The organism is Halorussus vallis, from assembly GCF_024138165.1.
Taxonomy (GTDB): Archaea; Halobacteriota; Halobacteria; order Halobacteriales; family Haladaptataceae; genus Halorussus; species Halorussus vallis.
This window is the reverse complement of record NZ_CP100003.1, coordinates 124,278-149,422: the sequence shown is the minus strand read 5'-3', so window position 1 is coordinate 149,422 and position 25,145 is coordinate 124,278. Positions and strand designations below refer to the sequence as shown.

Here is a 25,145-nt window from a genome sequence, read left to right as displayed (position 1 = left end):
TGTAGTCTAAGGTCACTAAACACTAAGTTAGCGTACTGAATACATCTCGGCATTACGATGCTCTCGCTTCCTCCGCTTGTCGATAACGCCAACAGAACACTAGAAGACGCTTACAAGCGAATTATTCCCCAGATCGAGGAGGGCCGTATCGCAACTGGATACTTTTATCTCTCAGGATTCGACCTCTACCGGGAAGACCTTGAGAACCTGGCTGACCCCGACGAGCTCGGCCACGCTCCGCTTCGGATCTTGATGGGCCGTCAGACGAATAGGGGAACTGCTGACGAAATCGGTGAGGGGCAGAATCTCAAAGAGGAACTCAAAAGAGAAGTGAGAGAAAGCATCTCGGAGCTGAATAACGCTCAGATCGGGCGACTAGACCGGCTACGAGACTTTATCGCCGAAGGCGAGGTGAGCGTCCGTGTGCGAAATCCTGAAAACGGTTACTTCCACGCAAAGGGTGCATCATTTCGAGCGCCACTCGAAGATGATGAAGATTGGGGACAAGACGAAGATGAAGACACCCGCCCATGCGCTACAGTTGTCGGCTCCTCGAACTTCACCAAGAGCGGCCACCAGAATAACATCGAACTGAATCTCACGAGTCAGGATCGACACAAGGCCGAAGCGTTCGAGGAGTGGTACGACAACCAGTGGGCCAACGCCGAGGAGTTCAGTGAGGAGATCATCCGAATCATCGAGAACAGCGATGAGTACCAGGACTGGAAGGAACAGCAGGAGGACGAGTCCGACAAGGAGACGTCATCCGAGGAGCTGGGCACGTATCTCGAGCCGTTCGAGCTCTACAAGCTGCTCGCCTACGACGAACTGAGTGGGAACGTCAACATCCGTGACAGCCCACTGTACTACTTCCAGAAGCTCGGGTATGAGAGTGCAAAGGAAAAGCTCTCCCAGTTCAACGGGTGCATCGTCTCCGACTCGGTCGGCCTGGGGAAATCATTTATTGGCGGTGAACTCCTCCACGACTACCGCCAACATGGCGACCACTGTCTCCTCATTGTCCCGGCCAACCTGACTGATCAGTGGGAAGACCTACTCCAGCACGACACTGACGAAGACGGCAATCCGTACTTCGGGTTAGAGGTGGACGGCACGCATCTTGATGTGATGAGTATCAGTAAGTTCCAGAATCTATCCTACGATGAGGTGCAGGATCTCAAAGACGAGTTCGACGTCCTGCTTATCGACGAGGCTCACCGGTTCCGGAATTACGGGAAGTGGCGACCGAACCCGGACCACGATGACGACTACAAGGGGACGCGACGACACGCGAATCTCAGGCAACTCCGAGGAAAGACGATGATCATGCTGACCGCGACCCCGATCAATAACAGCGCTACCGACCTGAAGAACCTCATCAGCTTGTTCACCAGCCCGGAGGAACTTCGGAACAAGGCATCACTCGACTTTGATGCGTTCGACGAATACATCGAACTCTCGGAGACGCGAAAACGAATCGCGGCCGGGAAAGAGGAGGTTTGCGACGACGAACAGCAGAAAATCACTGAACAGCTCCAGCGACACTCCTCTGAGATCTCGAATATCCTGAACGAAGTGATGGTTCTTCGGACGCGCAAGCACGTCAAAGACCAGATTCAGGACAGCGAAGACTTCGAGATGAGCTTCAAGCCGCCGAAACTCAACAAGCAACAGTACTCCCTGCCGGCGGCCTACCAGCCAGTGTATCGGATGCTTCCCGACGTGATGGACGCTCTCCACCTTCCCCACATCACAGTCAAAAACCCGAAAGCGGGGAGCACGCTGAAAGCCCTCTACAAGCTGAACCTCCTCAAACGGCTCGAGTCCTCAACGTACGCGTTCGTCCAGTCGATCGAGACGCTACATCAGAGCGAACGCCAGCTTCTCGGCCTTCTTGGTGAACTTCCCGAGGACGAAGACATCGATATGCTCCGAACTGTTCGGGAAGGGGATGACTCTGAACTCGGTGACTTTGTCGAAGGAGCCGACGCTGCTGAAGATCTCGAACAAACACTCGAAGAATTCGGTTTCGATACCACCGCTATTCAAGCGGAAGAAGGAGCTGATACCGAGGGAGATGAACTGGCAGACGCCACCATCGGCGAGGTGAAGACGTACATCAGGGAGGACCTCACCCTTCTCTCGTATTTCCTCTCGCAGTTCATCGGTGATGTCGCCCGTGATGCGGGTGATGTGAGTGATTATGCGGTTTCCACGCGGCAATGGCTCGCTGACCACGACGCTGGTGTCCTCCCAGATATTCCTGAAGAAGAGATGAATCCGATTCTCTACCCGAATAGTGACCTGAGCGAAGTCGACCCCGCCACACGCGACTTTTACGAGGCCGTCTTTTCACTCCGCGAGTTCCGCGACCCGAAGATCGACCGACTTGCAGATGTCCTCACTAACCACGATCAGAAGGTGCTCATCTTCACACAGTATCGGGCAACTGCAGACTACGTCTATCGAACCCTCTGTGACAACGAGGATTCACCACTCACAGAGGCGAACAGTGCCGTCGTCAAGGGTGGCGACGAGAATAAACAGGACATCATTCAACGCTTTGCTCCCGAGGCGTCAGGCTACCAGCAAACGCTCGCCGAGTCGGGGGACTCAGAGCTACAGTACGTAGTGGCCACTGACACGCTGAGTGAAGGGGTTAATCTCCAGGACGTTCATGTGGTGGTCAATTACGACCTGCCGTGGAACCCGATGCGGATTGTCCAGCGTGTCGGGCGAGTCGACCGGATCGGGAGTACCGCCGAGAAACACGTCCACAACTTCTACCCGGACGGCGACATCGAGGCGGCGATTAAGCTCCTGAAACGCCTGCAGGCAAAAATCAACGATATCGCGCTCATCGTCGGAAAGGAGAACAATATCCTCGATCCGAACGAAGACCAGATTCTCGAAAAGACAGGTGTAGACACGGAGAAGACAATCGGGGAATTACAGGTGGACGAGATTGAGGACTCTCTCCAGAAGTCCCGTGAAATTGACGACGTGAATGAACTCGACGACACGAGCAAGAATCCGCTCCTCCGCAATGCTGGGAGTAATGAACATGCTGCGTTCGAGCGGTACCTTCTGAAGCGAGAACTGAACGAGGATTACGATCTGACTGCGGAAGACTTCGAGTACGCTGAGGACTTCTTCGATGACCCGCCCGAAGAACGAGAATTCCTCTACACGAATGTAACTGACCACGATGCCGGTCCTCGTCCGGGCGTGTTCGCCCTTGCCCACCTCTGGTTCGACGATGATGACCACGAGTCCCCGCTTGGTCGCGTCCGTCGTGCTTTCTACTACAAGCCCTTCGCCGACGAGGTCAAAGAGCGGCCCGTGAGCACGCTCAACATTGACCCTTCAGTTGACGGCGAACCGATCACCGGAAATCCAGATACGGTGTTGTCGAACCGTGAGGAGATTCAAGCAGTGCTTGACGAGCGTCTGGAGGTGATTCGAGAAGGCCAGGTTGAGGGAGCCTTCAAACAGGGAGAGGCCTTCTCGAAGGAACAGGAGACGATCCTCGATTTCATCAGTCACTACGTTCAGCCGAATCACGGCGATGAGCCGGCGCCTGTCGAAGAGTTCGAAACGCTAGGAGAATGGGCTACCGACATCGAAGAGCGGCTGCAGGAGGTAAAGCTGGCGAACACAGATGAAGACCGAATTCTACGGGAGATCTTTCGCCAGAACGAGCAGTACGACTCCTTCCCAGAGTGGCCGACTGTGGAGTTCCTCAGTCAGCTTGAGGAGTTCTTGGAAGAGAACGTTGAAGCCTCTACTGAATACCAGACAAAACTGATGGGAGAGAGTGATGTACAAGCGAAGCTCGTATGCTGGGGGTTGTCGGACAGTGATTCGGGAGCTACGGTAGGGGCCCCTTCTGGTCCAGCAGATCATATTTCTCCAAGATCAGATCGAAGTACATCTCGTCCATCAGCTTCGGATTCTCAACGCGATGGAAGTCGTCGAGGACAAACTTCACGTCACGACGTTCCAGGCCATACGCGTGGAATGCGGCCGCGTCGATTTCAGCCTGTAATTCTCTGCGCTCTTGATCTTCTACCGCTGCCTCGATTCCGCTGAGTCGCTCACGAATTTCTTTGAATTCTTCCCCGTAACAGTTCAACCGGGCAGCTCGTTCAGCGATATAATGGAACCAGTCATCTCCGTCGGTGAGGCGTGGTAGCTGGGATTCCAGTAGCTCACGCTTGATGATGTGCGTCTCGACCTTGGTCCGCATCAGGAAATCGAACGCAATGCTATTCAGGAGTCCAGTCGCCACGAAGAGTTCCCGATCCGTGAATCGCCGGATGTAGGGTGACCGAAGCGGAGACTCTGAGAGGTGTCCCTCTTTGGGCCTAATATCGAACGGTTTGAACGTGTTAATCGTATGGAGGCAGATGATGTCTTTCGGGAGTACAGTGGCGATTATCGTCCGCTCATTTGTGGAGTTCGTAACGTCTCGAATTCCGACGCGATACTCGTCACAATCAAGGAGTACATCTTCTTCTTCTAATCCGTGGCCACGATGTTCCTTGAGGAGTTCGTCCACGAATTGTACTTGTGACTTGCTGGTTTCTGGCCCACCGAATGCCTCGTAGATTGCTCGTTTCAGGTGGCCTCTATTGAACTTCTTTTCCCGGACACGATATTGTGCACTATTCGGCGGATCCTGGAGTCCCTTACTCCAGTACTCAGGACCTGCTAAGTCACTATTGAGGCTATTATCGTGCTGGAATTGATGGATATTTTTACCCCCGTAAACTGGGTAGTCAGCACCTTCAGGTGTATTCTGTAATCGGTCCTTGTCAGTCGATTCTACAAATTCCTTCGTCAGCATATCTACTGTCCAGGCCCCCTCCACCCCTTCTCCCAAAGACGGTTGGTCAACCACTTTCTCTAAGACGCTTGCTTCCATCTGTGAGGTGATTGAAGGGAATATCCGCCCCTCAGGCGAGTAGCTAAGAAGCACCTCTCGTGGGATAGTAACTGCTTCCTCCTCGATTCGATATACGATGTCCATGTTATGCTGGTTGAAGATGCCGCGAAGTACTGACGTCCTCCCTCCGTATTTAAACGTCAGTACAGCAAATCGATAGCGATCGTCAATCGCCTCAAAGATGCCCTTATTTTCGAATCCAATGAGATTCTCTACGTCTGTGTGATCCAGTAGATGTGTCCGGAGGTCTTTCCCCATCACTCCACCGAAGATAGTTCCCGGGAGGAGCAGACTCACCCTCACGCCGTCTCGAGAGAGTCTGAAGACCCGCTCTAGAAAGAGAGCAGACAGTTCATTTTTTGTCGGCATCGTCCGACCGCCCACCACCGGAGATTGGAGCTTGTAGACGTCTCCCTGCGTGAAGAAGTCTGCCTGAGTTTCCATCGAGCCCTTGTAGTCCTCCCATTCCCACGCAACTTCTGGGCTTGAGAGGAGGTTTTCCATCACACCGTCTTTTTCCTCCGACGGATAGGTACGGAACTGCTCATCGTAGCGGATGAAGAAGTCGTCGCGATTCGCGTAGAGCATGTCCCATGGTGGGTTCCCGATGAACACGTCGAATCCACCTTTCTCGAAGACGTCGGCGAACTCCAACGGCCAGTGGAAGGGGGACCACTCCCGAATTTCCTCGATCGTTATGTCGTCAAAGCCAGCGTCTTGGAATTCTCGCCGAAGGATTTCGTCAAATTTGTCCCGGTGTTCCTCTATTCTGTCTTCTGCCTCCTTCCGCCATTCTTGAGCTTCAATACTGGTCTCCGCTTTCTTGTGCTTCTCGATAGCCTCTTTCACATCCTCAAAACGAGTTTTCACCTCCCAAGAATCGAGATCGCTGTCTCCGTCTTCGTTACTCTCGATGTCCGTATCGAGTTGACCGATTAGGCTGTTGCCCTGTCGTACGTTGAAATCGATGTTGGGGAGTGGCTCCACCTCGCTCGGTTCATCCTCGATATCAGCGACCATCGACAACCAGAGCCTGAGCTTGCAGATCTCAACAGCACCTTCGTCGATATCGACTCCGTACAAATTGTTGAGGATGGCCGTTCGCTTTGCGTACAATGATGAGGAGCCTTTTCCAGACTCGATTACCTCTATCTCTTCTCGCGTTCTGGATTCTAGCTCCCAGCCTTTCCCTTCAGCTTCGAGCCGCTGGAAATACTCAATGCATTGCATGTATAGGTCCATCAGCACCTCCTGTGCGGCGAGCAGGAAGGCGCCACTTCCTACGGCGGGATCGAGAATATGCGCTTCCTTCAGAATGTCGTGGTAGAGAGTCTCCACATGGCTGGTTTGGACGTTTTCCGTTGGAACTTGCTGAGTTATGGTTCCGCCATCGGCAACAGCTTCTGTGCTGGTATCTGCCTCCGGCACGGGGAATCCGAACACATTGTCGATCTCGTCATAGTCCGCGTCCACAGCCTCGTTGAGTTGATCGAGCAGATACGGATGGATCGTCCGCCGGGCCATGAACCCCGTGATCTCTTCCGGTGTGTAGTACGCCCCCATCTCCTTCTGATTGACCGTTTGCTCGAAGATGTGGCCCAAGATCGCCGGGGAGAGGTTCTTGGGATCGACGATGTCGAGTCGTTCGTCTACGTTCCAATTCCAGTCGGAGAGGAAGTCGAGGATATCGTCGAAGAGCCCGTTCGTTTCCTCGGCAGAGACACCTAATTTCGCGTCCTCAAACTCCTCTTCGACAGGATTCCTTGCGAACAAGCCACCGTTCAGGTACGGAAGACTACCGAAGTCAGGGTTCTGTTTGTCTTCTGCGAGGTATTCGAAGAAGAGCGGCTCGTAGAACTCTTCGTAGTGGTCACAACCCTCGTCAACGACTTCATTCGGCTGTTCGTGAAGGTAATTCGGGTCCCGATCAAGGAGGCGCTTTTCCTGGATGAAGTATAGGAATATCATCCGGTCAAGAATGACCTGCACATATCGTTGCTTCGCATCACCCCGATCGTCAGGGATGCCTGTAACCTCTTGAATGAGATCTGTCCTGAGTTCCTCGAACTGTTCATAGAACTCCTTGACGACCTGTTGCGTGTCGTAGAGCGTATCGTATATCGCAGCAGAGGAACCGTACTCGATCGAGTTCAGCTTCTGGAGAATAGTGTTCTTCTCTCCGCTGTCCCGCGTGAACTGCTCCTTCGAGAACGAAATCTTTTGATGCTTAATTCGACCGTGCTGCTGCCCCTCCCAGCTTCGGACTCGGGTAATGAAGGTGAAGATCTCGAAATCGTTGGTGGCAACAAGGTTGGTATGCCGTGAGCGATTTTCCGGTTTGAAGTCTGTGGCAGTCTCCCCGGGGCCCGCGTTGACAATGACGATGAATTCGTCATCATCAAGCTGGACTACGAGTTCGTTATCGCCCCCAAGTTTCGGGCGTGGTTTGAGCCCGCGTTTTTCAAAGGAGTTCGCTATATCCTGTAAAGAGTCCCAGCCCGCGATATCGGATGCGGTGATCTGCTGGAGAGTCATACCACCTGAAAGTTGCTTTACTCATATGAAAATGATGGATATGAGGGTGGCTTTCGACTGCACTGGTCAATACACTTGTTGAATAGATTGTAAGAAGCAGCTTGTATTTCACCGGCAATCGTAGATAAAGTCGAAAACAGCCAATAGCGAGACGATCAGTTGATGCAATGCATTGAGTATTTCCAGCGGCTCGAAGCTGAAGGGAAAGGCTGGGAGTTGGAGAGTCGTAGCCGTGAAGAATTGGAGAGAATAGAAGAGGGACATGGAGGGGTCTCACTTTTCGCAAAGCGTTCTATCATCCTTCACAATCTCTATGGAGTCGATATTGGGGACGGGGCAGTCGAAATCTGTAAACTACGCCTGTGGCTGTCGATGGTCGCTGATATCGAGGACGAACCGAACGAGGTCGAACCCCTCCCAAATATTGATTTTAACATCCGTCAGGGTAACTCACTGATCGGGTTTACTGAGCTCCAAGAAGTCGCACGGGAAGATGCGGGCGACGCGTCACTCTCGAATTGGGGTGTCGGAACTGCAGTCAAAGATCTCTATGAGGATGTCATCCGGGAACAGGACCGCCATCGAGCTGCGGATTCTGCCCGTGAAGCGCAGAATGCTCGTAAAATGGCTGAACGAAAAATCGACACCCACAGCGAGGAGCTTAATGAGAAGATCCGCGATCAGTTCAACGAACTTGTCGATGAGGATATTTCTCTTGAGGAATTAGAGGAGTCCTCACCGTTTCATTGGGTGCTTGAGTTCGCGACAGTCTATCGGGAAGGCGGCTTTGATGTCATCATTGGGAATCCACCGTGGGATGAGCTGAAGCCATACCGGACGGACTTCTTCCCAAAGTACGATACTGAGTTTCGTAGCCGCCCACCAGGTGAAAAGGACAAGAAGGTAGAGGAGCTCTTAGAGAACCCTGAAATCGCTGCCGAATGGGAGAAGTTCCAGCGTGACAAGGAACGGCAAGCGACCTATATCAACCAGAGTGGAGAATACGAGTACCAGACACCAAGCGTAGAAGGACAACAGGTTGCACGGACGAACGACCTGTCCCTACTGTTCTTTGAGCGAGTCTATGATATCGTCAGAGACGGTGGTTATGTTTCACAGCTGCTTCCTGGTCCGTTCTTCAATGCCGCCGCTGGAAAGGATTTGCGAGTACATGCATTGGAAGAGTCTGAGATTCAGAGTATCATCGGATTTGAAAACCGCGGCATTTTCTCCGATATAGACACTAGGTATAACTTCGGTATCGTTACGCTCCGAACAGAGGGAAGCACTGATACTGTCCACGGAATATTTCATCAGACTTCCGTTGATGTTCTTCGGTCAATTGACGATGTAGCTCTAGAAATTCCAGCGCGAATCCTCAAAGAGTATTCTCCTGGAGCTCGAATTTTCCCCAACATCGAGGACCAGCAGGAGATCTCAGTGCTGGATAAAATTCTCCAGACACCACCATTGGCGACTGAAATTGAAGGTGCTTGGCGAACGGTCTTGTACAAGGAACTGGATCGAGGACGAGATCGGGATAGATTCATCGAAGACGAATCCAAAGGGGATTATCCGGTCTATCAGGGAAAGAATATTCACCAATTCTGTTATGAGTCGACCTACGTCGACGACCTCAAACCCATCTCTTTGTGGAGTGTCGATGAGGATAACGAGGAGCTGAGCGCGAAGCGTCGCGTTCGAGAGAAGAACTTCCGTGCCCGGGACGATGCGATCAGCCTGAAGAAGGCTATCTACAACAAGTTCGCTGATGACCCTGAGTTCCGCCATCTCCCGGCAAGTTCGCAGAAGCGGTTCGTCAATCGGTTGCTAACAGAAGAATTCGACCGCCCCGAACTTTCTTTGGAGGACATCCGTCTCCATAGTTCTGAGTACCGGCTTGTGCTTCGTGAAGTCGCTCGTGCAACCGACGAACGGACGCTCATTGCGGCTGTAATCCCACCGGGTGGAGTCGTCGTCCATACGCTGTACACGGTTCGACCATTCGAGGCAAACCCTAGCAAGGATGATCTTTCGGAATTCCCGATGCACAGCGCTTACGACCGTGTTTTCACTGAAAAGGAGCTTTTCGTCGCGCTTGGGCTGATCAATAGTATTCCGTTCGATTTCTTGATGCGGACAAAGGTTGATTCTCACGCCTCGAAGTACAAGTTTGAGGAGTCACAGGTCCCCCGACTCACTGATGGCGACGACTGGTTCCACTACATCGCTGATCGCGCGGCGAAGCTCAACTGCTACGGTGAGGAGTTTGCTGAGATGCGTGAGCGACTCGGCGGAATTGAGCCAGCGACGGATATGGAGACCCGGCGTGAACTACAAGCCGAAGTCGACGCGGCCGTGTTCCACGCATATGGGTTGGATGAGGAGGAAATGCAGTTCGTCCTTGATGACTTCCATCGGGTGTCGAATCCTCGAATTATGACGGAAGCGTACTTCGAGAAGGTCGCTGAGAAATACACTTATCTTGGAGATGTAGGCTCGATGGAGTAATCACTGAAATAGCGCTACGCCTGGTTCCTGAATATCAGTGGGTTCAGATTTACTGATGAATACTGTCCAGCGCTCGTCGGGTCATAGCTCCATCGACATTTAGATATTGACGTGCGGTCGTGATGTCCTCCCACCCGAACATTGCTCGGAGTGCGGGAAGATCCAAGCCTCTTCCTGCATGGTACGACGCTGCTGTGGCACGTAATCCATGTAATGAGGTTGCGTCGTTAGACAATTCTGGGGACAATTTCAGGGCCGTTTCTAGACGTCGCTGTAAGGTCGAGAACGAATACGGCCAGCCACTATGTTCGTCGAGTAACAATTCAACCGCGACTCGAACCCGATACGAAAAGTGGTACGGAACTGTTCGAGATGCGGCTTCTGTTTTCGGGAGCCAATAACGCTCAGCAAAGCTCTGAAAATCCGTATTGGGATTGTGATCTAGCCGTTGTTTCACCGCCTGCCGGCAGTATCCACAGATGCCACCATCCCGTCCCTTCGTACAGTTTTCCTGTGTGGGAATCTGGATCATCTGCCGCTCTAGGTCAACCCACGATTTCGACAAGTGCGTTGTTTCTCCTGGTCTAAGTCCAAGACGGCCTCCAAGGAGAATGGCCGCTCGTGTTTCGAGTCTCTGTTGTGTATCATCTATTCGCCCAGCACCTTCTAACAGTAGTTCGAACTCGCGTTCGCTAAGGGCCCTCTCTCGTGTTGCTACCATATTCATCGCTGTCTGTCGATACAAAGATAATCCGCTTCTTCTTCGAGTGGCAAGGTGAATCGGTTCACAGCCGCCAGAATTGCCGTCTGATATGACAGGAAGTACTTATGGGTGCCCTCCGGACGAAGCCTATGGGACTCTTTGAGACCTTATTTAGCTCATCCACTGGGGATACTGTCCCTCAGGCACAGCAACCGAGTCAGCACGAAATCTTCCCCGAGGATAAGTACAATGTCGCATACGCTGTAGCCGCTCGGCGTGAAGAAATTCGGGCGTTAGAACACCTTCTAGAAGCGGATCAGACCTCACCTACCGCCCTGGAGGCTGAGCCTTTCCTTCAGGATATAATCGAAGAGATGGAGCGGGATCGGGAATACTCCCTCCGCCTTCGCACCTCTGGGGAGGAGCTCGTCGACGATATCCGTGAACTCATAGAGCATTGGGACAATCAGGTAGATGAGCAGATAGGGACGATTTGGTGGCCAATCGGAGCAGATACGAGGTTCAGGTTGTACCTCCATTATCTGGAACTCCGTGCTGACGCGGAGGATGACCAATTTTCGTTCCCGGAGTCTGCTGGACAGGTTCACACTCTCGTCCAGCGTGGTCTAAGTGCAATAGAAGATGATGACGACTCGAAGCTCGCTGTAGTCCATAAGCGAGACATTCCTTGGGAAGAACCAGCTGAGGACAGCTGATCCAGTTCGCTCCTTCTCAAAGAGACCGATTAATTGTATCCAGTATCAAACCCAGTTATGGTAGAAATCTCAGACTCCCTGTGTTCGCTTTTCACTGCGAAAATTAAGGAGGAGGATGGCACTTTCGTAATCGAGATTCCTCCGAGTGAGATCAAGCACGGGGCGCTGACCGGTGATGAAACGTACCGCATCGCTCTCCTTGATTCCTCCTCCGAAGCTGAATCAACATCTCCGCAGGCCCCACGGCATCCCGCCTCTCAGGGGAGCACGAGCCACGATTCATCTGGTCCTCCTGTTGATGAGGGAGAAGTGCGCGACGTGACAATCGAAACCGTCGGTGATCAAGGAGACGGTATTGCGAAAGTCGAACGGGGGTACGTCGTGATCGTTCCCGGCGCTCAACCCGGCGACGAGCCAACAGTCGAAATCGAACAAGTTCAGGAGAACGTCGCGTTTGCGAGCATCGTCGATAGCGATCCGCGAGCACTCTAACCCATTGTCCCTTCGTGGATCGGTCTTCTTCTCGGGAAACCAGCGGTGTGAGAAGGCTCCGTTCGCGTTTGTCTGATGGAGGTGGTTCTGAAAGTCACGTCACGTTTTCTTCACGCGCTCGCGATGGCACAACCTTCCAAAGCCGAAATACAATCTATGACAAAGGAACCGATTGAGGTACTCGACGACCTGGCCGACCAGGTCGCCGATGAGTTCGAAGCGTACAGACAGCCGGACGAATTCAAGGATGTCTCGCTCGTGATTGAGAACAGCGACGAGGAACATCCGACGCTGATCGTCCACGTTGATAGAGAGGACGCGGAGTCCCTTGCCGACCGTATTGATGAGTTCCTCCGCGAGCATGGTGCTCGTACTGAACGGGAACGACACTCAGCTACGGATGTCCGTGTGTTAGCGACGGTCGACTGACACCGCCCCTCCAATTTTTTGACTGACTGTAAACACCGCTGAAGGACCCTATCTTCACTTCCGATCAAGGGGGTCCCGACCGCTTCAGCTCAGGTGGTTAATCTGTGCAGACAGATACTCTTGGAGAGCGGTGACCGTTTCTTCTGAGACTGCTGAGGCCCCGAAGTCACTCCGATACCCGTGCTTGAGTTCATCGCTCTCTATGATCTCCAGTCCACGCTCAAGCTGCTCCCGTAGCGCATCTTCGTCCCCTCGCCGAAGGTGAGGCGTGACAGCGTCGAGATCGATTTCTTGTGCTACTGCCAGGACGTCCCGGAGGTCTGTTTCACGGCCGCTATGGAGCTTTGCCGCGACGAGGACTGCCCCATCGATGACTCTGGCTGTGATCGTCACTGTACCTCCGCTCACCTCCTGTTGGTGGCTGTGGTCGTACAGGTAGTCGAACGACCACTGTGCCTCCGTCTGGCGACACCCGAGTCCGTTTACCAGGAGATCGAAGCCGATCGGCTGCTGCGGCGTGAGCCGCTTCTCGTACTCGATTACTTCGGTGTCGTAGAACCATTTCTTGGCGTGACTGTCCGTTTCCTCGAATCCCTGCTGTTCAAGGAACTCGACGAAGTCAGCTTTGGAATCCGGCGCGACGACGATATCGAGGTCCGTGGAGAAGCGAGCATTGAACGCTGAGACAGCGTAGCCGCCAACAAGAACGTACTCGTGGCCCTCTTTGGTGAGCTCTTCGAGCAGTTCGATGAGCGCGTCACTTCGGTTGTTGAAGCTCATGGCTGCGCCCGTTCGGTCTCTCGATACGTGACGCCGAGGTCGAGGTCCTCGTACATCCGGTCGAGCATCGCCAGCGCCGACTGGAACTGGGCGTAGTTCTCGCGCATGTACTCGATCGTCTCGGTTCTCGGGGTGACCGGGTACCCCTCGACGTGCTCAATGTCGAGTGAGGGGCGTGGCTCGAGGACGATCTGCAGCGGTCCGTCCAGATCGTCTCGGGGCTGTCTTTCGAATGCGGTCGGGAGGTCAAACGAATGGAGAAACGCCTCCCAGGCGTCGACGTCCCGCTCACGGACGGCCAGGAACAACGGATAGTCGTTGGGCTCGCGACCGACCTGGTAGCCGCCCTGGGTCCACACGTAGACGGCGTCGATCCGCGCAAACGCGAACGGCCAGTCACCGAACTGTGGGATGACGTAGGCCTCTTCGATGGAGGGCGGACTGACGCCGGCGCTGGCAGCGACGAGCTCGCGGGCTGCGTCGCGTACGCGCTCGTCGACGACAGTGAGGCCATCGTCATAGGAAACGTAGCCTGCGTCTTCCAGCCGATTGACGGCCTGTCTCACTGTCTCGTAGGGCGTGTGGAGGTGTTGGGCGACACGGCGGATGGAGTCACCACTCTCGATGGCGAGGATGGTCTGTGCCGCCGTGTCGTCGAGTACCTCATACATCTGGTGGTTACCAATAATCCAGTAACAGTTAAAAGTTTTACTCGACTGCCCATGAAGCACGATCTCTCCCTTCGTCTCGAAGGTAGTCCTGATTCCCGCTGAAAACACGCGGAACGACTATAACGAATTCAACGAGCAAAACGAACGGAACGAGAAAAACGAATGCATTGAACGCATTCTGAGAAACGAACTGGTAGTGGATGAACTGGCTGCCCCGTACTCGATGAACAAAACGAGGGAAACGAACGTAATGAATGGAACGAATGCGTTGATGGCAACGAGTGTGTTTGCTTCAACGAGTGTAACGAACACTTGGTTTTAACATCGTAGTATTCCTCTCACCGAGTGAAACACCCTCACCGAACCAAACGAACAGAACGATTAGAACGAACGAAACGAACACAACGAGGGAAACGAAGGAAATGACCGACACCAACACCGCACGAATCACCGTGGCGAATCAGAAGGGAGGCGCTGGGAAGACGACTGACGTCATTCACACAGGCGGGGCGCTAGCTGCCCGGGGCTACGACGTGCTCCTGGTCGATATCGACTATCACGGAGGGCTCACCTGCTCACTCGGCTACAACGATCTGTACTACGATACCGACCGTACAACGCTGTTCGACGTCCTCGACTTCGATCAGATGGAGTCGGTGAACAACATCATCGTCGAGCACGAGGAATTCGACATCCTCCCCGCGAGCGAGAAGCTCGCGAACAACAAGAACATCCAAACGTTGCTTGAGGCGCCGAAGAGTCGGGAACGTCTGGAGATGACTCTGGACGAACTCGATAGGGATTACGACTACATCATCGTCGACACGCCGCCATCTCTGAACGTCCTTACCGATAACGCCCTCGTCGCGACCGGCAACGTCGTTATCCCCGTCATTCCGGAGAAACTCAACGCCAACAGCCTCCAGATTTTCGCAAAGCAGCTGAGCTCCCTCGAACAGGCGTACGGAGACATCAATCGGCTCGCCATCGTCTGTAACCGTGTCGAGCAGAACGCTGAACACCGCGACACCATCGAGGAGATCAAGTCGGCGTACTCCCTTCCAGTGTTCGAGATTCCGAAGCGGACCGACCTCTCCCAGTCGATTGGCGAGGGGGTATCCGTCTTCGGCTTCGGCAAGGAGAACCAGCGCGTTGAGGATGCACGCGACCTGTTCAACGAAATCGCCGACCTGTTCGACGAGACGTTTGAGAAGACCGCACCTGGGGAGGTGGAAGCATGAGCGACGGCTGGGGCGATGCTTCCGGCATCGAGGGCAACTACGAAGAGGAGGACGATGAGGCTGATTCCAGCGAAACGAGTGAGGTGAGTGAAACGGTGGAAACCAGCTCATCGACTGAAACGAACGAATCGACTTCAACGAGTGAAACGAACGAAACGAGCAAAACGGAGACGAACATCAAGGACGAGTGGAACGGGCGAACGATCTACATTCCTGACGATGTCCTCGACGAGATGGAGGACACCTACCTCGAGTCCCAGCTGAAGCTCCGCAAGGCGGGCCAGGACGAGTTTAAGAAGAACCGCCACTTCTACCCGCTACTCGTCCAGTTCGGTGTAGAAGCGCTCTCTGATGCGGATGCTGAGGAAATCCAAGCTCGGCTTTCGGAACTCGGCGATGAATGACCTCTCGCAGAACGAGGTCCGAGTGAAGTTCCGAAAAGGGGTATCTGTGCATTGGACCCTCACGGTCCTTCACAAATTCTGCTTCGTCGTCTCGGAGTCAGTCTCTCTCGCTTCTATCCCTATCGTCCTTGATGCTGCCATTGCCGTGCATGAGCCGACCGATGCGTTGCATCTCTTGGCGGCGTGACGCCCGCGGAAATCGTGTTCGATACTTTAGTCTGAGTGCGGAATGGACATCCCCTTGTCAGCGACACGCGACGCCACCACGACGCGGTTGTTGCAAATGATGTCTAAGCAGCCCACTGCCAGGGTATCGCCGTTCACGAAGGGTACTTCGAAGTTCTCACTCCAAAACGTCGGAGGCATATAAGATTGCTCGGTTAGAATCACCACTGAGCTATCTCTCGGGATCGACTCTCCTCGATATGATTCCCCCTGATATTGTTCAAAATCCACCGGTTTAGAGCCGGATTATTCACCTTCCGAACTCGTTAATCGAGACGCCGAACCTAGTACCGACTCTATCGCCAGCAGTGCCCGAGCAGCAAGGTGCGAACAGCAGCAGTTGCCGCCTGTAGGACTCGCGGAATGAGGATATCTTTGAATGGAACTATCTCGGCGAGCGTACCCGGCAGCAGGACTGCACCGACACGATGCCCGAGTTTGTCCGATACGGACTTGCCTCGATCTTCAAAACCGCCCTTTCCCATCGATATTAGAGAACACCGAACATATTAGAACCTTATTTGCTAAGATTAGATCTTATTCCCCATCACTAATAAATACCGAGGAAACTTTAGACATCGACTTACCGTGGTAATTATAACATTCCCTCAGGAAGGTACCATTGCATGGCAGAGAGAAATAATAATGCACAGCCTAATCCCAAGCAAGAACAGGTGAACATCGATCGACGTTCGTACTTGCAAACAGTTGGAGCAACCGGCGCAGGACTTGCCCTCGGCGGAACTGGTGTTTCGACACTGGGCTCCGAACCTGCAGCAGCTTCGCTCAAATCGAACGATGAGGTCGGCTTTTTCATCATCGATGACTTCGAAGATGATGACTTGAGCGAGTACACGTTCGACAAGGGGAGTTCAGGCGCGAGCATTGTCGATAATCCTACCTACCACGGTGACGACGTACTTCAGATCAGTGGCACCGACACGGAGATGATCAGCACCTCTGGGTTAGATTACTACCCGGCCGCGGGTGATACCTTCAGGTACTGGGTTCGTGGCCACAATGGTGCTGATCGCATCAACCTCACCTACGGCGTTCAAGATCATCAGAATCGGTACTTTGCACGCGTGAACCCCGTGCAGGGGAGTGTCGCGCTGTACCGGTACGAGAACGGGAGTGCCACCCTGCTGGCAGACAAGGGCGTCTCCCTCTCGCAGGATACGTGGTACGAGGCAGAGATCGCGTGGTCAAGTACCGGCGACCACACGTTCACGCTCTCCGACGCGGCAGGGAACCAAGTCGCGCAAATATCGGCTACAGATCCGACGTGGAGTAGCGGTGGCGTCGGCTACGACGCCTACCTCAGCGACGGCGGCACCGTATACATCGACTACGTGACGAAGGGCACGCGCGACCCCTCCGACGGGTGTTTAATCGTGGATAACTTCCAAGATGGCGACCTGAACGAGTACCGCTTCGACCGCGGGAGTTCGGGTGCAAGCGTGGTCACGTCGCCGACCAAAACGGGCGAGTACGCGCTGGAAATCGCTGGTACCTCGACCGAGATGATTAGCACCGCTGGACTCAACCATTATCCCTCGGCAGGGTCGACGATGAGTTACTGGATTCGAGGCACAAATGGTGCAGATCGGACGAATTTCACCTACGGTGTCCAAGATCACACTAATCGGTACTTCGTCCGTGTCAACCCCGAACAGGGTGCCCTCGGATTGTATCGAACTGAGAATGGGACCTCGACGAAACTGGCGGGGACAGGTGTCGCCCTCTCTCAGGACACGTGGTACGAAGTCGATATCGAGTGGGCGCGTGACGGGACGCATACGGTGACCCTCTTCAACAGTAGTGGGACGCAACTCGCACAGATTTCCGCGACGGATTCGACGTGGAGTAGCGGTGGCGTCGGTTACGACGCGTATCTCTCCGGGAGTGAGGCGGCGTACTTCGACGGAGTCACCATCGACGATCTGGACGACACCGGTGAGGGTGTTATCGTCGAGAATTTTGAGGATGGCGATCTGAGCGAATACAGCTTCGACCGGGGAAGTTCCGGTGCGAGTGTCGTTTCGAGTACGACGTTCGATGGTTCGTACGCGCTACAAATTAGTGGGACGAACACCGAGATGATTCGGACATCTGGACTTCCGAAGGAACCACAAACTGGTGATACCTTTAGTTGTTGGGTACGGCCGACAGACGGAGCTGGATCAAGTGGAGTGGCCAACTTCACCTACGGCGTGCAGGACCACGACAACCGCTACTACGTCCAACTAGATTTCGCGGACGGAATCCTGGGCCTTGTCCAGTACGAAAACGGGTCGGGAACTTTCCTCGATTCGGACTCCTCTGTCAATTACTCCGAAGGTGTCTGGTACGAAGTTGTCGTTGAGTGGCGGACGAACGGGCGGCACGTGGTTACCTTAAGAGATGGAGACGATGTAGCTGAGCTTTCGGCCAAAGACACTACGTGGTCGACTGGCGGCACTGGCTACGACGCTTACGTCTCGAACGGAGGTACAGTCCACTTCGATTACGTAACGAAAGGGAAACACCGAACACCAGATGTTGGTAAGGTCGTCGACGATTTCGACGATGGAGATCTCAGCGAGTACACGTTCGACCGGGGTGGCTCCGGTGCACGCCTCGTCTCCACACCACCGTACTACGGTTCGCATGCACTCGAACTCAGCGGAACGGCGGTCGAGATGATTAGTACGAGTGGGCTTCCGCGCTACCCGGAGGCTGGTAACCAGTTCCGTTGTCGAGTCCGTGCCACTGGTGGTGCTGACAAAATAAACTTCACCTACGGAGTACAGGACCACAACAATCGGTACTTCGTGCGGGTGAATTTTGCCACTGACAGACTTGCGCTGTACCGATATGAAAATGAAACGGCCACTAAACTGGCCGCCAACTCGACTGGATTCTGTCTTGCTGAGGACACTTGGTTCAGAATCGAAATCGAGTGGGAAACCAACGGCGAACACACCGTCAAACTGTACAACGATTCGGAAGACCTCCTGTCTCAGTTCACGGCAACGGACTCAACCTGGAGTACTGGTGGAATCGGATACGATGCATACCTCTCGGATGGTGGAACGGTGTACTTCGACCACGTTCTCGTCGATGGTCTTGCACGGAAGTACGATTCGCTCCACGACGCGCATGGAAAGTTCTCGGACATGTCGTCGAAAACGCTGTCGGACAATGGTTACGAATCGCGAAAGAAAGCCACCGTCACCTATCAGGACGGGTACAGCTACGAAAAGACCGTCGCTTACACGGGGAACGACAAGTACCGAATAGAGGACAGTAACGCCAGATATTGGACGCGGAGAACCCCAGAAGCAATCAATCAAACAACGATGGCGCTTGAGCGTACGGAAGCGCAGAACGAGTAACAAACTGGAGTGAAACAAGATGCCAACTATTGACACGGACACGAGCGGAAGTCAGTACATCCAGAAGACGAACACCGGTTCAAGCGGTGAAAGCGGCGGCGGAATCGGTGCAATTAGAACGACCACACACGAATACGCAACGGGCGACGTTGGAGTAGCAGAGGCACTAGCAGCAATCGATCCCGCTGGCCTGGCAAGTACGAGTGCTTGGGCAGCCGTCGGGTCGACCTTCAGTGTTACTGGGTCAGAAGCACGGAACTTTCAGATCTATCCTACCGGTAACATCGAAGGAACTCTCTTCTCCCTGTTTGGGGGTACAGCCGAAGGAACAGTTACGCTCATCTGCTCGCAGGTCGCAACGGACGTCACCTTCGACACGCAATTAGCTCATAAGGAAACGGATTACGGGGTTGATGGAGAGGCATGGGAGAGCGTTTCACTGTCGGGCTCTCTAAGCGTCAATCTCGATCCGGATTACGATTACGAAGTACTAGTGAAGATCACTTCCTCTGCATCAACTGACATCGCTGGCGGGGCTGTAGCTGATGTTGACGACTCTGACGGGGGAACAGAGAAAGTCACGGTGGATCAGTTCGAATTTGTCCGTGGTTAACGTCTAACTTACATTCTTCTTTGGACAGGACAGCTACGCGTCTTGTAAAGATGGTTTCAACACACTTTTTATAAAGAAGGGCGGCTATAATCGTATATCCAATACAGTTCTCGGTGCTACAGCTGGTTGAACCAGACATCTATATTGGTGCGACCATAGGTACTCTGGCGGTCCCGTTCGTAGGCGAAGTCAAACTCCCAGTCTTACTGGCGGTCGGCTCTGAACTCTTTTTGGAAATACTGATCTCGATAGTCGTCGGCATCCTCTACTCCTATTGGCTCTCAAGGTTCTCTGGAGGGATTTCTGGCCGGGACACCTGCTTGAACAGTACCGAGAAGGGAAATGTGAGGATGCAACCGACGATGACGGCACCAAGTAATCTCAAAGTATTCGTGGTATAGCAAAACGAGAAATCAGTTAACCGTCCAACCTGAATATAACCTCTATATACCGTCTGTGGCTATCGAGGTGCTTAGAATCAGACAGTAGCTGCATGATACATTCGCACCACGAATTGAGAGTCAGAGCGTGAACTGCATAGGTCAGAAGAGAGGTGAAACATTAACTCTTGATGGTCTGTTGGCGATAGTACCAGTAGGAAAATCCCCCAAAGACGATAATAAACCCAAGACTGTAACCAAGAATTGCGGCCCAATTGCTGGAAATCAACGGTGTAACGAGTATCTGGATAACTGTACTGAATATTATCCAGAGTATCAGTGCAGTGAATCCCCGCAAGAGATTTCCACCAACCTCGTCCAAATCTACAGCCATATGGCGAAGAACGAGCCATAGACTCAAAAAGCCTGTTAAATATGTACCACACCTTGAGCAAATACCTGGTTCTGCTTCGGCTTGACGACTGAATAAAGAAACAGTATTGCTAACTATTGATAGTTGAGCCGCACTCGGCACAAACGGGAGCGATTGTAGTGCCTTAGAAACTATACTATTCACCAGACCTATTCGTCGTGAAGTTCGTCCGGTATCTCAAGGCCACGAGTATCCATGGCATAACGTGCCCAGAGTTTAGGGTGGTCTGCTGCCATCCGAAAAACTGTATCCCAGTTAATTCTTTCACTTGGTTTCATTTAGTGTATTATTCCTGTTCCGTACTCGTCAGCAAGAGGTTGACTGGAAAGGATATCACGACTAGCGAACCAACTCTGGGATTATTAACGTAGGCGTCCTAAAGTCGAAGCTTGCAGTAGATGAGAAACATAGCCACTTATCCTTAACAGTGACGCAGTAGTCCACGGAGAGCGACCGCACTGTCGATGCAGTAGCAGTCCTTCCTGGTGTACACTCATTCTACTACACGAAAATGAATTTGCGGATAGAAAATGCAGCCAATAGGTATAGTGAACTATATCAATCCCTTCACTAAATGTCCAGCTCCTTAGAAAACGTGAGAAAATAATCCACTGTATAACGATTCAATGCAGTGGCACATTCCAATATGCCAAAAGCTTCTACCTAATTTCGGGTATTTCATACTGTTCGAGCGGGTGAACGTGTACGGCTTACAAATGACTAGCTGGACACTTCAGGCTGTTTCAGCTCTGGTGAACGTTTTCAACTAATGAGTGAGACAACATCCACTGTTGCTCGAACGGTCATCGAGCAGCAAGCGATTCGACTACTTGAGACGACCGACGATGTCACCAGCCTCGTTGCTGCCCTTGAGTTCGAGTCGTTGGCATCCTATGAAGATGCCCGGATAGACTGGCATTCGAAATACAATCTTGCATCACTCGTCCGGGCGATGTACCTCCGGGAACTCACCGGCTACTCGAATACAGAGCTCGCAGACCACCTGAACGAAGTAGACAACGCCGCCCGGCTGGGCTTCGATACAGACCAATTTTGTGGTGAACAGGCTGCACCCGTCCATTCAACATTTTCCCGGGCGTGGAATCACTACTTCGGCGACGATTTGAAACACTACATCCAGCAGACGAGCGATCGTATTCTTGACTACGCCCATGAGCAAGGTAATCCACTTGGCATGCGCGCACTCGAACCCGAAGACAAAGGTGAGGTCTCAACCGCAGTCGAGACCCGCTACACCCGCAAGAAAATTAGTGAGGTGATCCAAGAGATGAAACGCCTCGTCTATCCCGAAATCGACCTTGGCCGACCCGAGGAGGGCGTGCAGTACCACGATAACGCCTTCTTAGACATGAGCGTACTGATGAGCCTGCATGATACGGCTGCTGAGACCGGCAGTACGATCTACGACGATCACACAACGCGGTCGACCGGTGCTCCGGACGGTGATACTCACCTCTACTGGCTGAAGCAGTTACATCGTGCGGAAATCCTCTCGTTTGTCGATGACGCCATCGAACGGATGATCACACCCGCGAAACGGCATCTCGAATTCAGTCGACCGGCCGACCTCGCCATCGATATTACCTACCTGGCGTACTATCCTGACGAAGACCGCGTTGAGTTACGAACTACTCCACTCGACGAGGGCGAACCGGATGACGTCGAGATGGTACAAGGTGCACCCACCTCAAAAGAGTACGTAATTTGCTATAAAGTTGCTACCTGCTGTATCGTCGGGGAGAACGTCCAATTCACGCTCGGCGTCGAACCCGTCCCAAAAGGCAGGTCCCGCGGCGAGCTCGTGCGTGAGCTTGTTTGGAAGGCGAAAGAACACGTGAGCATTAACACGGTGTATGCCGACCGAGAGTTCGACGCAGCAGATGTCGTGCATTCGCTCAATGAAGCTGGCGTCGAGTTCGTGATCCCACGCCGCAAAACGTCTCGGATCAAGAACTTCATTCAAGGGATGAGTAAAGATATTGAGGTGGAGCGCGACCACGCGATATACGGGGATATTGACGGTGTCCCCGGCCACGGCCGCGCTGAAGCCCACCTCATCGGCGTCCCGAAGAAGAACGCTAATGACGAAGACCGTGTGATCGATAGTACAATCGTGTTCCTCACGAATAAGGACATCAACAACGAAATCCGACGTGACCGGATGAAAGCGAGAGGGGCAGTGAATCGGTATCGACGGCGCTGGGGCATCGAAAACAGCTACAAATCGATTAAGGACTTCCTCGCATGGACCACCTCAAAAGAATACTCCGTCCGCCTGTTCTACGTCGCATTCGCCGTCTTGTTGTACAATATGTGGCTGCTTGTGGACTTTCTGGTACAGGTGAGTATCAAAGATGTTGAACACCGATACAAGCCATGTGTAACAGCAAAGCGATTCCTTGCGCTTGCAAAAGAGGAACTCGGTGACGTCGGGTAAGCAGCGTCGTCGTTGACGGGCTCACCCGGCGAGGAGCCGCAGCACTCGTCAAATCTTTTCTTCGTTGAACGAAGTCGATGATTCGATTCAGTTCACGGAATCTCTATTACTGATGACTGCTTGCGGTCGAAGTATTCAAACTATATTCATCAAAATAAACTCCAATTTCGGCCAATCCAATGCACATTCGGAACTCCACCTGACTTCGGAGTGTAAACGCAAACTGGCGCAGTAGAGCCTTCAATTCAAGTGGCTATTGGCAAAATCAGTCGATTGCACCTTGTAAATCGAGAACCGAATCCGGAATCGTAATTCTCAACGTCTCTCTGGTCCAAAATGGGGTGAATTGACGAAATCCGTCGCTACCCGCTATGCAAACTCAGCTCAAACCAAACCTGTTAGTCGGGTTCGCGCTGCAAATGAATCGCAACCCAATCAGCTAACTCGCCCGCCGTGATTGCTGGGGTGTAGTCCGTGATTTCACGAGTGACGGTTGCTTTCAGCAGGACGTCCGCCAGCCGCCACACATTGTACATGAGGATACCGAACACGAAGTAGTAGAGCCGTAGTTCGTGGTCTTTCGAGCAGGTCTTCGCCAAGAATTCCTGCTTGATCGAACGGTACTCGTTCTCGATAATCCACCGATACGCGTAGTGGTTGACCCATGCTTCAGCATCCTCGGGGCCAATTTGCTTGTTCGTGATGAACGACTGCGTCTCTCCATTTCGACCCGGCACGTAGAGGACTTGGCATTCGTGCGAGCCCTGTTCGACCTCGATCTTCCCACGCTCAACCGCGACGTCCTCGCTCTCTCGTTCCATTCGATCGATACACTCTAACTCGTCCGATCGTTCGATTTTCGGCAAGAGATAGTTCACGTTAGCGTTATCGAGCGTCTGGTAGACCTTCCACGACTCAAAGCCACGGTCTGCGAGTACGAGGTCGATGTTGACCAGCTCCTTCGCTCGTGAGAGTAGTTTCCGAACCGTCCGATGATAGCGGTGTTTCGGATTGTCGTCCCACTCAGATCTCTCGATGACTGGCTCATACGCTAAGACCACAGGCATGCTCTTGCCGACCAACGAGAGCGTTGCGAACTTGTACGCTCTCCCCTCACCGTCTTTCGTACCGTTGACCTCGCATGGGAGATTGTCTTCTGCGTGATACTCCCACGTCGTGATATCAATCGCGACCGTGACCGGCGGTTGGAGAATCTGTACGTCGATTGCGTCAAGCAGTCTCTCGATAGACTTCTTGAATCCTTCTTTGACGGCGTCTTTGGAGTGTTTTTTGACGGTTCGGAGGTGCGTATCGCCATGTGGCGTGTAGTCCTCGCTGTAGAAGTTTTCCATCCGCGAGTGGCCCTGTGGTGTCCCGCATCCACGCAGCGCCATGAACGCTTGTAGCTCGTCGAACCGGCTATCCGGATATTTCATGTTCTCCGCCCTCCCGGTATCGAACGCCCCGAAAATCGTGTCTCTGGCGAGTCGGACATGCTTCCGGATTTGGTCGTTCGAGAACTCGCCGACGTGACGTTCGCGCAAGTCAGAATCGTTGTCGTCGACGCGACGTGGCTTACGAAGGTCGAGGGCGTCGTCGCTCCCGTTGGCGGCGTCGACGAGCCGTTCGCTCACTGAAAGGATGGTTCGTTTCGCAGCGTCTGAGAGCACGGTATCCCAGGCGGCGGTCAATGTTTGGCGCGTCGGTGCAGTATTATATTTCCCGAATTTCGTGGAATCAAATCCGAGGTCAACAGCTCGTCCCTTGGTCGAGAGGAATTCGTAGAGACCGTTCCACGAGAGGCCAGCGAGTCCCCGACAGAAGAGCGCTCGAACGATCGGGACGGCATTGTACTCTAGGTCTTCGAAGGACTCGTAGTCCACTGCTCTCAGGAACAAATCAGCATCGATGCGTCGAACGAGGTCGCTGAGCGTAGTGGCTGTTTCGAGCTGGTTGAGTACGTCCTCACTCAGCCGTGTAGGAGATTCGACTTCGTTCATCCGAGAACTCCTTGTGAAATTGGAACGTCTGGATTTTGGCGGCATATCATAAGTGGACCGCACAGGAACAGGGAATAGGATAAAATAAATTGACCGAAATGAAGATGTTAAGTTCAGTGTGCCAGACTATTCTTTAGAACCGCTAGAAGTAGAACTGAAAATGAATTCATCTCCACTGAAACGTTAATATTTACATTAGTAAATAATAATGAATTAATCGTATGCCAAG

The 25,145-nt window shown here is 53.1% G+C and carries 15 protein-coding genes and 1 pseudogene; 11 read left to right on the top strand and 5 right to left on the bottom strand.

Annotated elements, in window-relative coordinates; genetic code table 11:
* Positions 1–57 precede the first annotated feature (57 nt).
* Positions 58–4,092 carry a helicase-related protein gene (locus NGM07_RS24345; protein WP_253521689.1) on the top strand — a complete coding sequence of 1,345 codons (4,035 nt, stop codon included), beginning with the start codon at positions 58–60 and terminating at the stop codon, positions 4,090–4,092.
* Positions 4,093–5,488: 1,396 nt separating this feature from the next.
* On the opposite strand, the pseudogene NGM07_RS25585 reads toward NGM07_RS24345, so the two are convergent.
* Positions 5,489–6,472: pseudogene (locus tag NGM07_RS25585) on the bottom strand (Eco57I restriction-modification methylase domain-containing protein); the annotation flags it as partial.
* Positions 6,473–7,645: 1,173 nt separating this feature from the next.
* Between NGM07_RS25585 and NGM07_RS24340 the strand changes: the two are divergent.
* Positions 7,646–9,994, top strand: coding sequence for an Eco57I restriction-modification methylase domain-containing protein (locus NGM07_RS24340; RefSeq protein WP_253521686.1), 2,349 nt, complete (start codon positions 7,646–7,648; stop codon positions 9,992–9,994).
* Positions 9,995–10,043: 49 nt separating this feature from the next.
* Here the strand turns inward: NGM07_RS24340 and NGM07_RS24335 are convergent, their stop codons facing one another.
* Complete coding sequence (locus NGM07_RS24335) at positions 10,044–10,715, bottom strand: tyrosine-type recombinase/integrase (RefSeq protein WP_084777746.1); 672 nt, start codon at positions 10,713–10,715, stop codon at positions 10,044–10,046.
* A 131-nt stretch (positions 10,716–10,846) separates the two neighbouring features.
* Here NGM07_RS24335 and NGM07_RS24330 point away from each other — a divergent pair, with 131 nt between their 5' ends.
* The 3 genes from NGM07_RS24330 to NGM07_RS24320 all read left to right on the top strand — a co-directional run bounded on the left by NGM07_RS24330 (position 10,847) and on the right by NGM07_RS24320 (position 12,334).
* Positions 10,847–11,413 (top strand): hypothetical protein, encoded by a 567-nt coding sequence (locus NGM07_RS24330; protein ID WP_235853691.1) that lies wholly within the window; start codon positions 10,847–10,849, stop codon positions 11,411–11,413.
* Positions 11,414–11,470: 57 nt separating this feature from the next.
* Complete coding sequence (locus tag NGM07_RS24325; RefSeq protein ID WP_136689353.1) at positions 11,471–11,905, top strand: TRAM domain-containing protein; 435 nt, start codon at positions 11,471–11,473, stop codon at positions 11,903–11,905.
* Positions 11,906–11,980: 75 nt separating this feature from the next.
* On the top strand, positions 11,981–12,334 hold the full coding sequence (locus NGM07_RS24320; protein WP_253521683.1) for a hypothetical protein: 354 nt from the start codon (positions 11,981–11,983) through the stop codon (positions 12,332–12,334).
* Between the two features lie 84 nt (positions 12,335–12,418).
* On the opposite strand, the gene NGM07_RS24315 is transcribed toward NGM07_RS24320, so the two are convergent.
* Both NGM07_RS24315 and NGM07_RS24310 read right to left on the bottom strand, forming a co-directional pair.
* Complete coding sequence (locus NGM07_RS24315; protein WP_253521680.1) at positions 12,419–13,114, bottom strand: nucleotidyltransferase domain-containing protein; 696 nt, start codon at positions 13,112–13,114, stop codon at positions 12,419–12,421.
* Positions 13,111–13,785, bottom strand: a complete 675-nt coding sequence (locus tag NGM07_RS24310; protein WP_253521678.1) for a helix-turn-helix domain-containing protein — start codon at positions 13,783–13,785, stop codon at positions 13,111–13,113. Before NGM07_RS24310 ends, NGM07_RS24315 begins: the two co-directional genes overlap by 4 nt.
* 422 nt (positions 13,786–14,207) lie before the next feature.
* On the opposite strand from NGM07_RS24310, the gene NGM07_RS24305 reads away from it, so the two are divergent.
* From NGM07_RS24305 to NGM07_RS24280, 6 genes are all read left to right on the top strand, one after another.
* Positions 14,208–15,026, top strand: coding sequence for a ParA family protein (locus NGM07_RS24305; protein ID WP_253521675.1), 819 nt, complete (start codon positions 14,208–14,210; stop codon positions 15,024–15,026).
* A complete protein-coding gene (locus tag NGM07_RS24300; protein ID WP_253521672.1) occupies positions 15,023–15,430 on the top strand; it encodes a DUF8160 family protein in 408 nt (135 codons plus the stop codon). The genes NGM07_RS24305 and NGM07_RS24300 overlap by 4 nt, the downstream gene beginning before the upstream one ends.
* Positions 15,431–16,281: 851 nt before the next feature.
* Complete coding sequence (locus NGM07_RS24295) at positions 16,282–19,032, top strand: hypothetical protein (RefSeq protein WP_253521669.1); 2,751 nt, start codon at positions 16,282–16,284, stop codon at positions 19,030–19,032.
* Between the two features lie 19 nt (positions 19,033–19,051).
* Positions 19,052–19,645 carry a hypothetical protein gene (locus NGM07_RS24290; RefSeq protein ID WP_253521666.1) on the top strand — a complete coding sequence of 198 codons (594 nt, stop codon included), beginning with the start codon at positions 19,052–19,054 and terminating at the stop codon, positions 19,643–19,645.
* Between the two features lie 113 nt (positions 19,646–19,758).
* Positions 19,759–20,046 carry a hypothetical protein gene (locus tag NGM07_RS24285; RefSeq protein WP_253521665.1) on the top strand — a complete coding sequence of 96 codons (288 nt, stop codon included), beginning with the start codon at positions 19,759–19,761 and terminating at the stop codon, positions 20,044–20,046.
* 1,181 nt (positions 20,047–21,227) lie between these two features.
* Complete coding sequence (locus tag NGM07_RS24280) at positions 21,228–22,916, top strand: transposase (RefSeq protein ID WP_253521663.1); 1,689 nt, start codon at positions 21,228–21,230, stop codon at positions 22,914–22,916.
* Positions 22,917–23,314: 398 nt separating this feature from the next.
* Here NGM07_RS24280 and NGM07_RS24275 read toward each other — a convergent pair whose 3' ends face one another.
* Positions 23,315–24,916, bottom strand: coding sequence for a transposase (locus NGM07_RS24275; RefSeq protein WP_253521661.1), 1,602 nt, complete (start codon positions 24,914–24,916; stop codon positions 23,315–23,317).
* Positions 24,917–25,145: the final 229 nt, after the last annotated feature.

Excerpts from the sequence above, each read along its gene's own strand:
- NGM07_RS24345 (WP_253521689.1), top strand. The coding sequence starts at position 58 with ATGCTCTCGCTTCCTCCGCTTGTCGATAACGCCAACAGAACACTAGAA.
- NGM07_RS24340 (WP_253521686.1), top strand. The coding sequence starts at position 7,646 with ATGCAATGCATTGAGTATTTCCAGCGGCTCGAAGCTGAAGGGAAAGGC.
- NGM07_RS24335 (WP_084777746.1), bottom strand. The coding sequence starts at position 10,715 with ATGGTAGCAACACGAGAGAGGGCCCTTAGCGAACGCGAGTTCGAACTA.
- NGM07_RS24330 (WP_235853691.1), top strand. The coding sequence starts at position 10,847 with ATGGGACTCTTTGAGACCTTATTTAGCTCATCCACTGGGGATACTGTC.
- NGM07_RS24325 (WP_136689353.1), top strand. The coding sequence starts at position 11,471 with ATGGTAGAAATCTCAGACTCCCTGTGTTCGCTTTTCACTGCGAAAATT.
- NGM07_RS24320 (WP_253521683.1), top strand. The coding sequence starts at position 11,981 with ATGGAGGTGGTTCTGAAAGTCACGTCACGTTTTCTTCACGCGCTCGCG.
- NGM07_RS24315 (WP_253521680.1), bottom strand. The coding sequence starts at position 13,114 with ATGAGCTTCAACAACCGAAGTGACGCGCTCATCGAACTGCTCGAAGAG.
- NGM07_RS24310 (WP_253521678.1), bottom strand. The coding sequence starts at position 13,785 with ATGTATGAGGTACTCGACGACACGGCGGCACAGACCATCCTCGCCATC.
- NGM07_RS24305 (WP_253521675.1), top strand. The coding sequence starts at position 14,208 with ATGACCGACACCAACACCGCACGAATCACCGTGGCGAATCAGAAGGGA.
- NGM07_RS24300 (WP_253521672.1), top strand. The coding sequence starts at position 15,023 with ATGAGCGACGGCTGGGGCGATGCTTCCGGCATCGAGGGCAACTACGAA.
- NGM07_RS24295 (WP_253521669.1), top strand. The coding sequence starts at position 16,282 with ATGGCAGAGAGAAATAATAATGCACAGCCTAATCCCAAGCAAGAACAG.
- NGM07_RS24290 (WP_253521666.1), top strand. The coding sequence starts at position 19,052 with ATGCCAACTATTGACACGGACACGAGCGGAAGTCAGTACATCCAGAAG.
- NGM07_RS24280 (WP_253521663.1), top strand. The coding sequence starts at position 21,228 with ATGAGTGAGACAACATCCACTGTTGCTCGAACGGTCATCGAGCAGCAA.
- NGM07_RS24275 (WP_253521661.1), bottom strand. The coding sequence starts at position 24,916 with ATGAACGAAGTCGAATCTCCTACACGGCTGAGTGAGGACGTACTCAAC.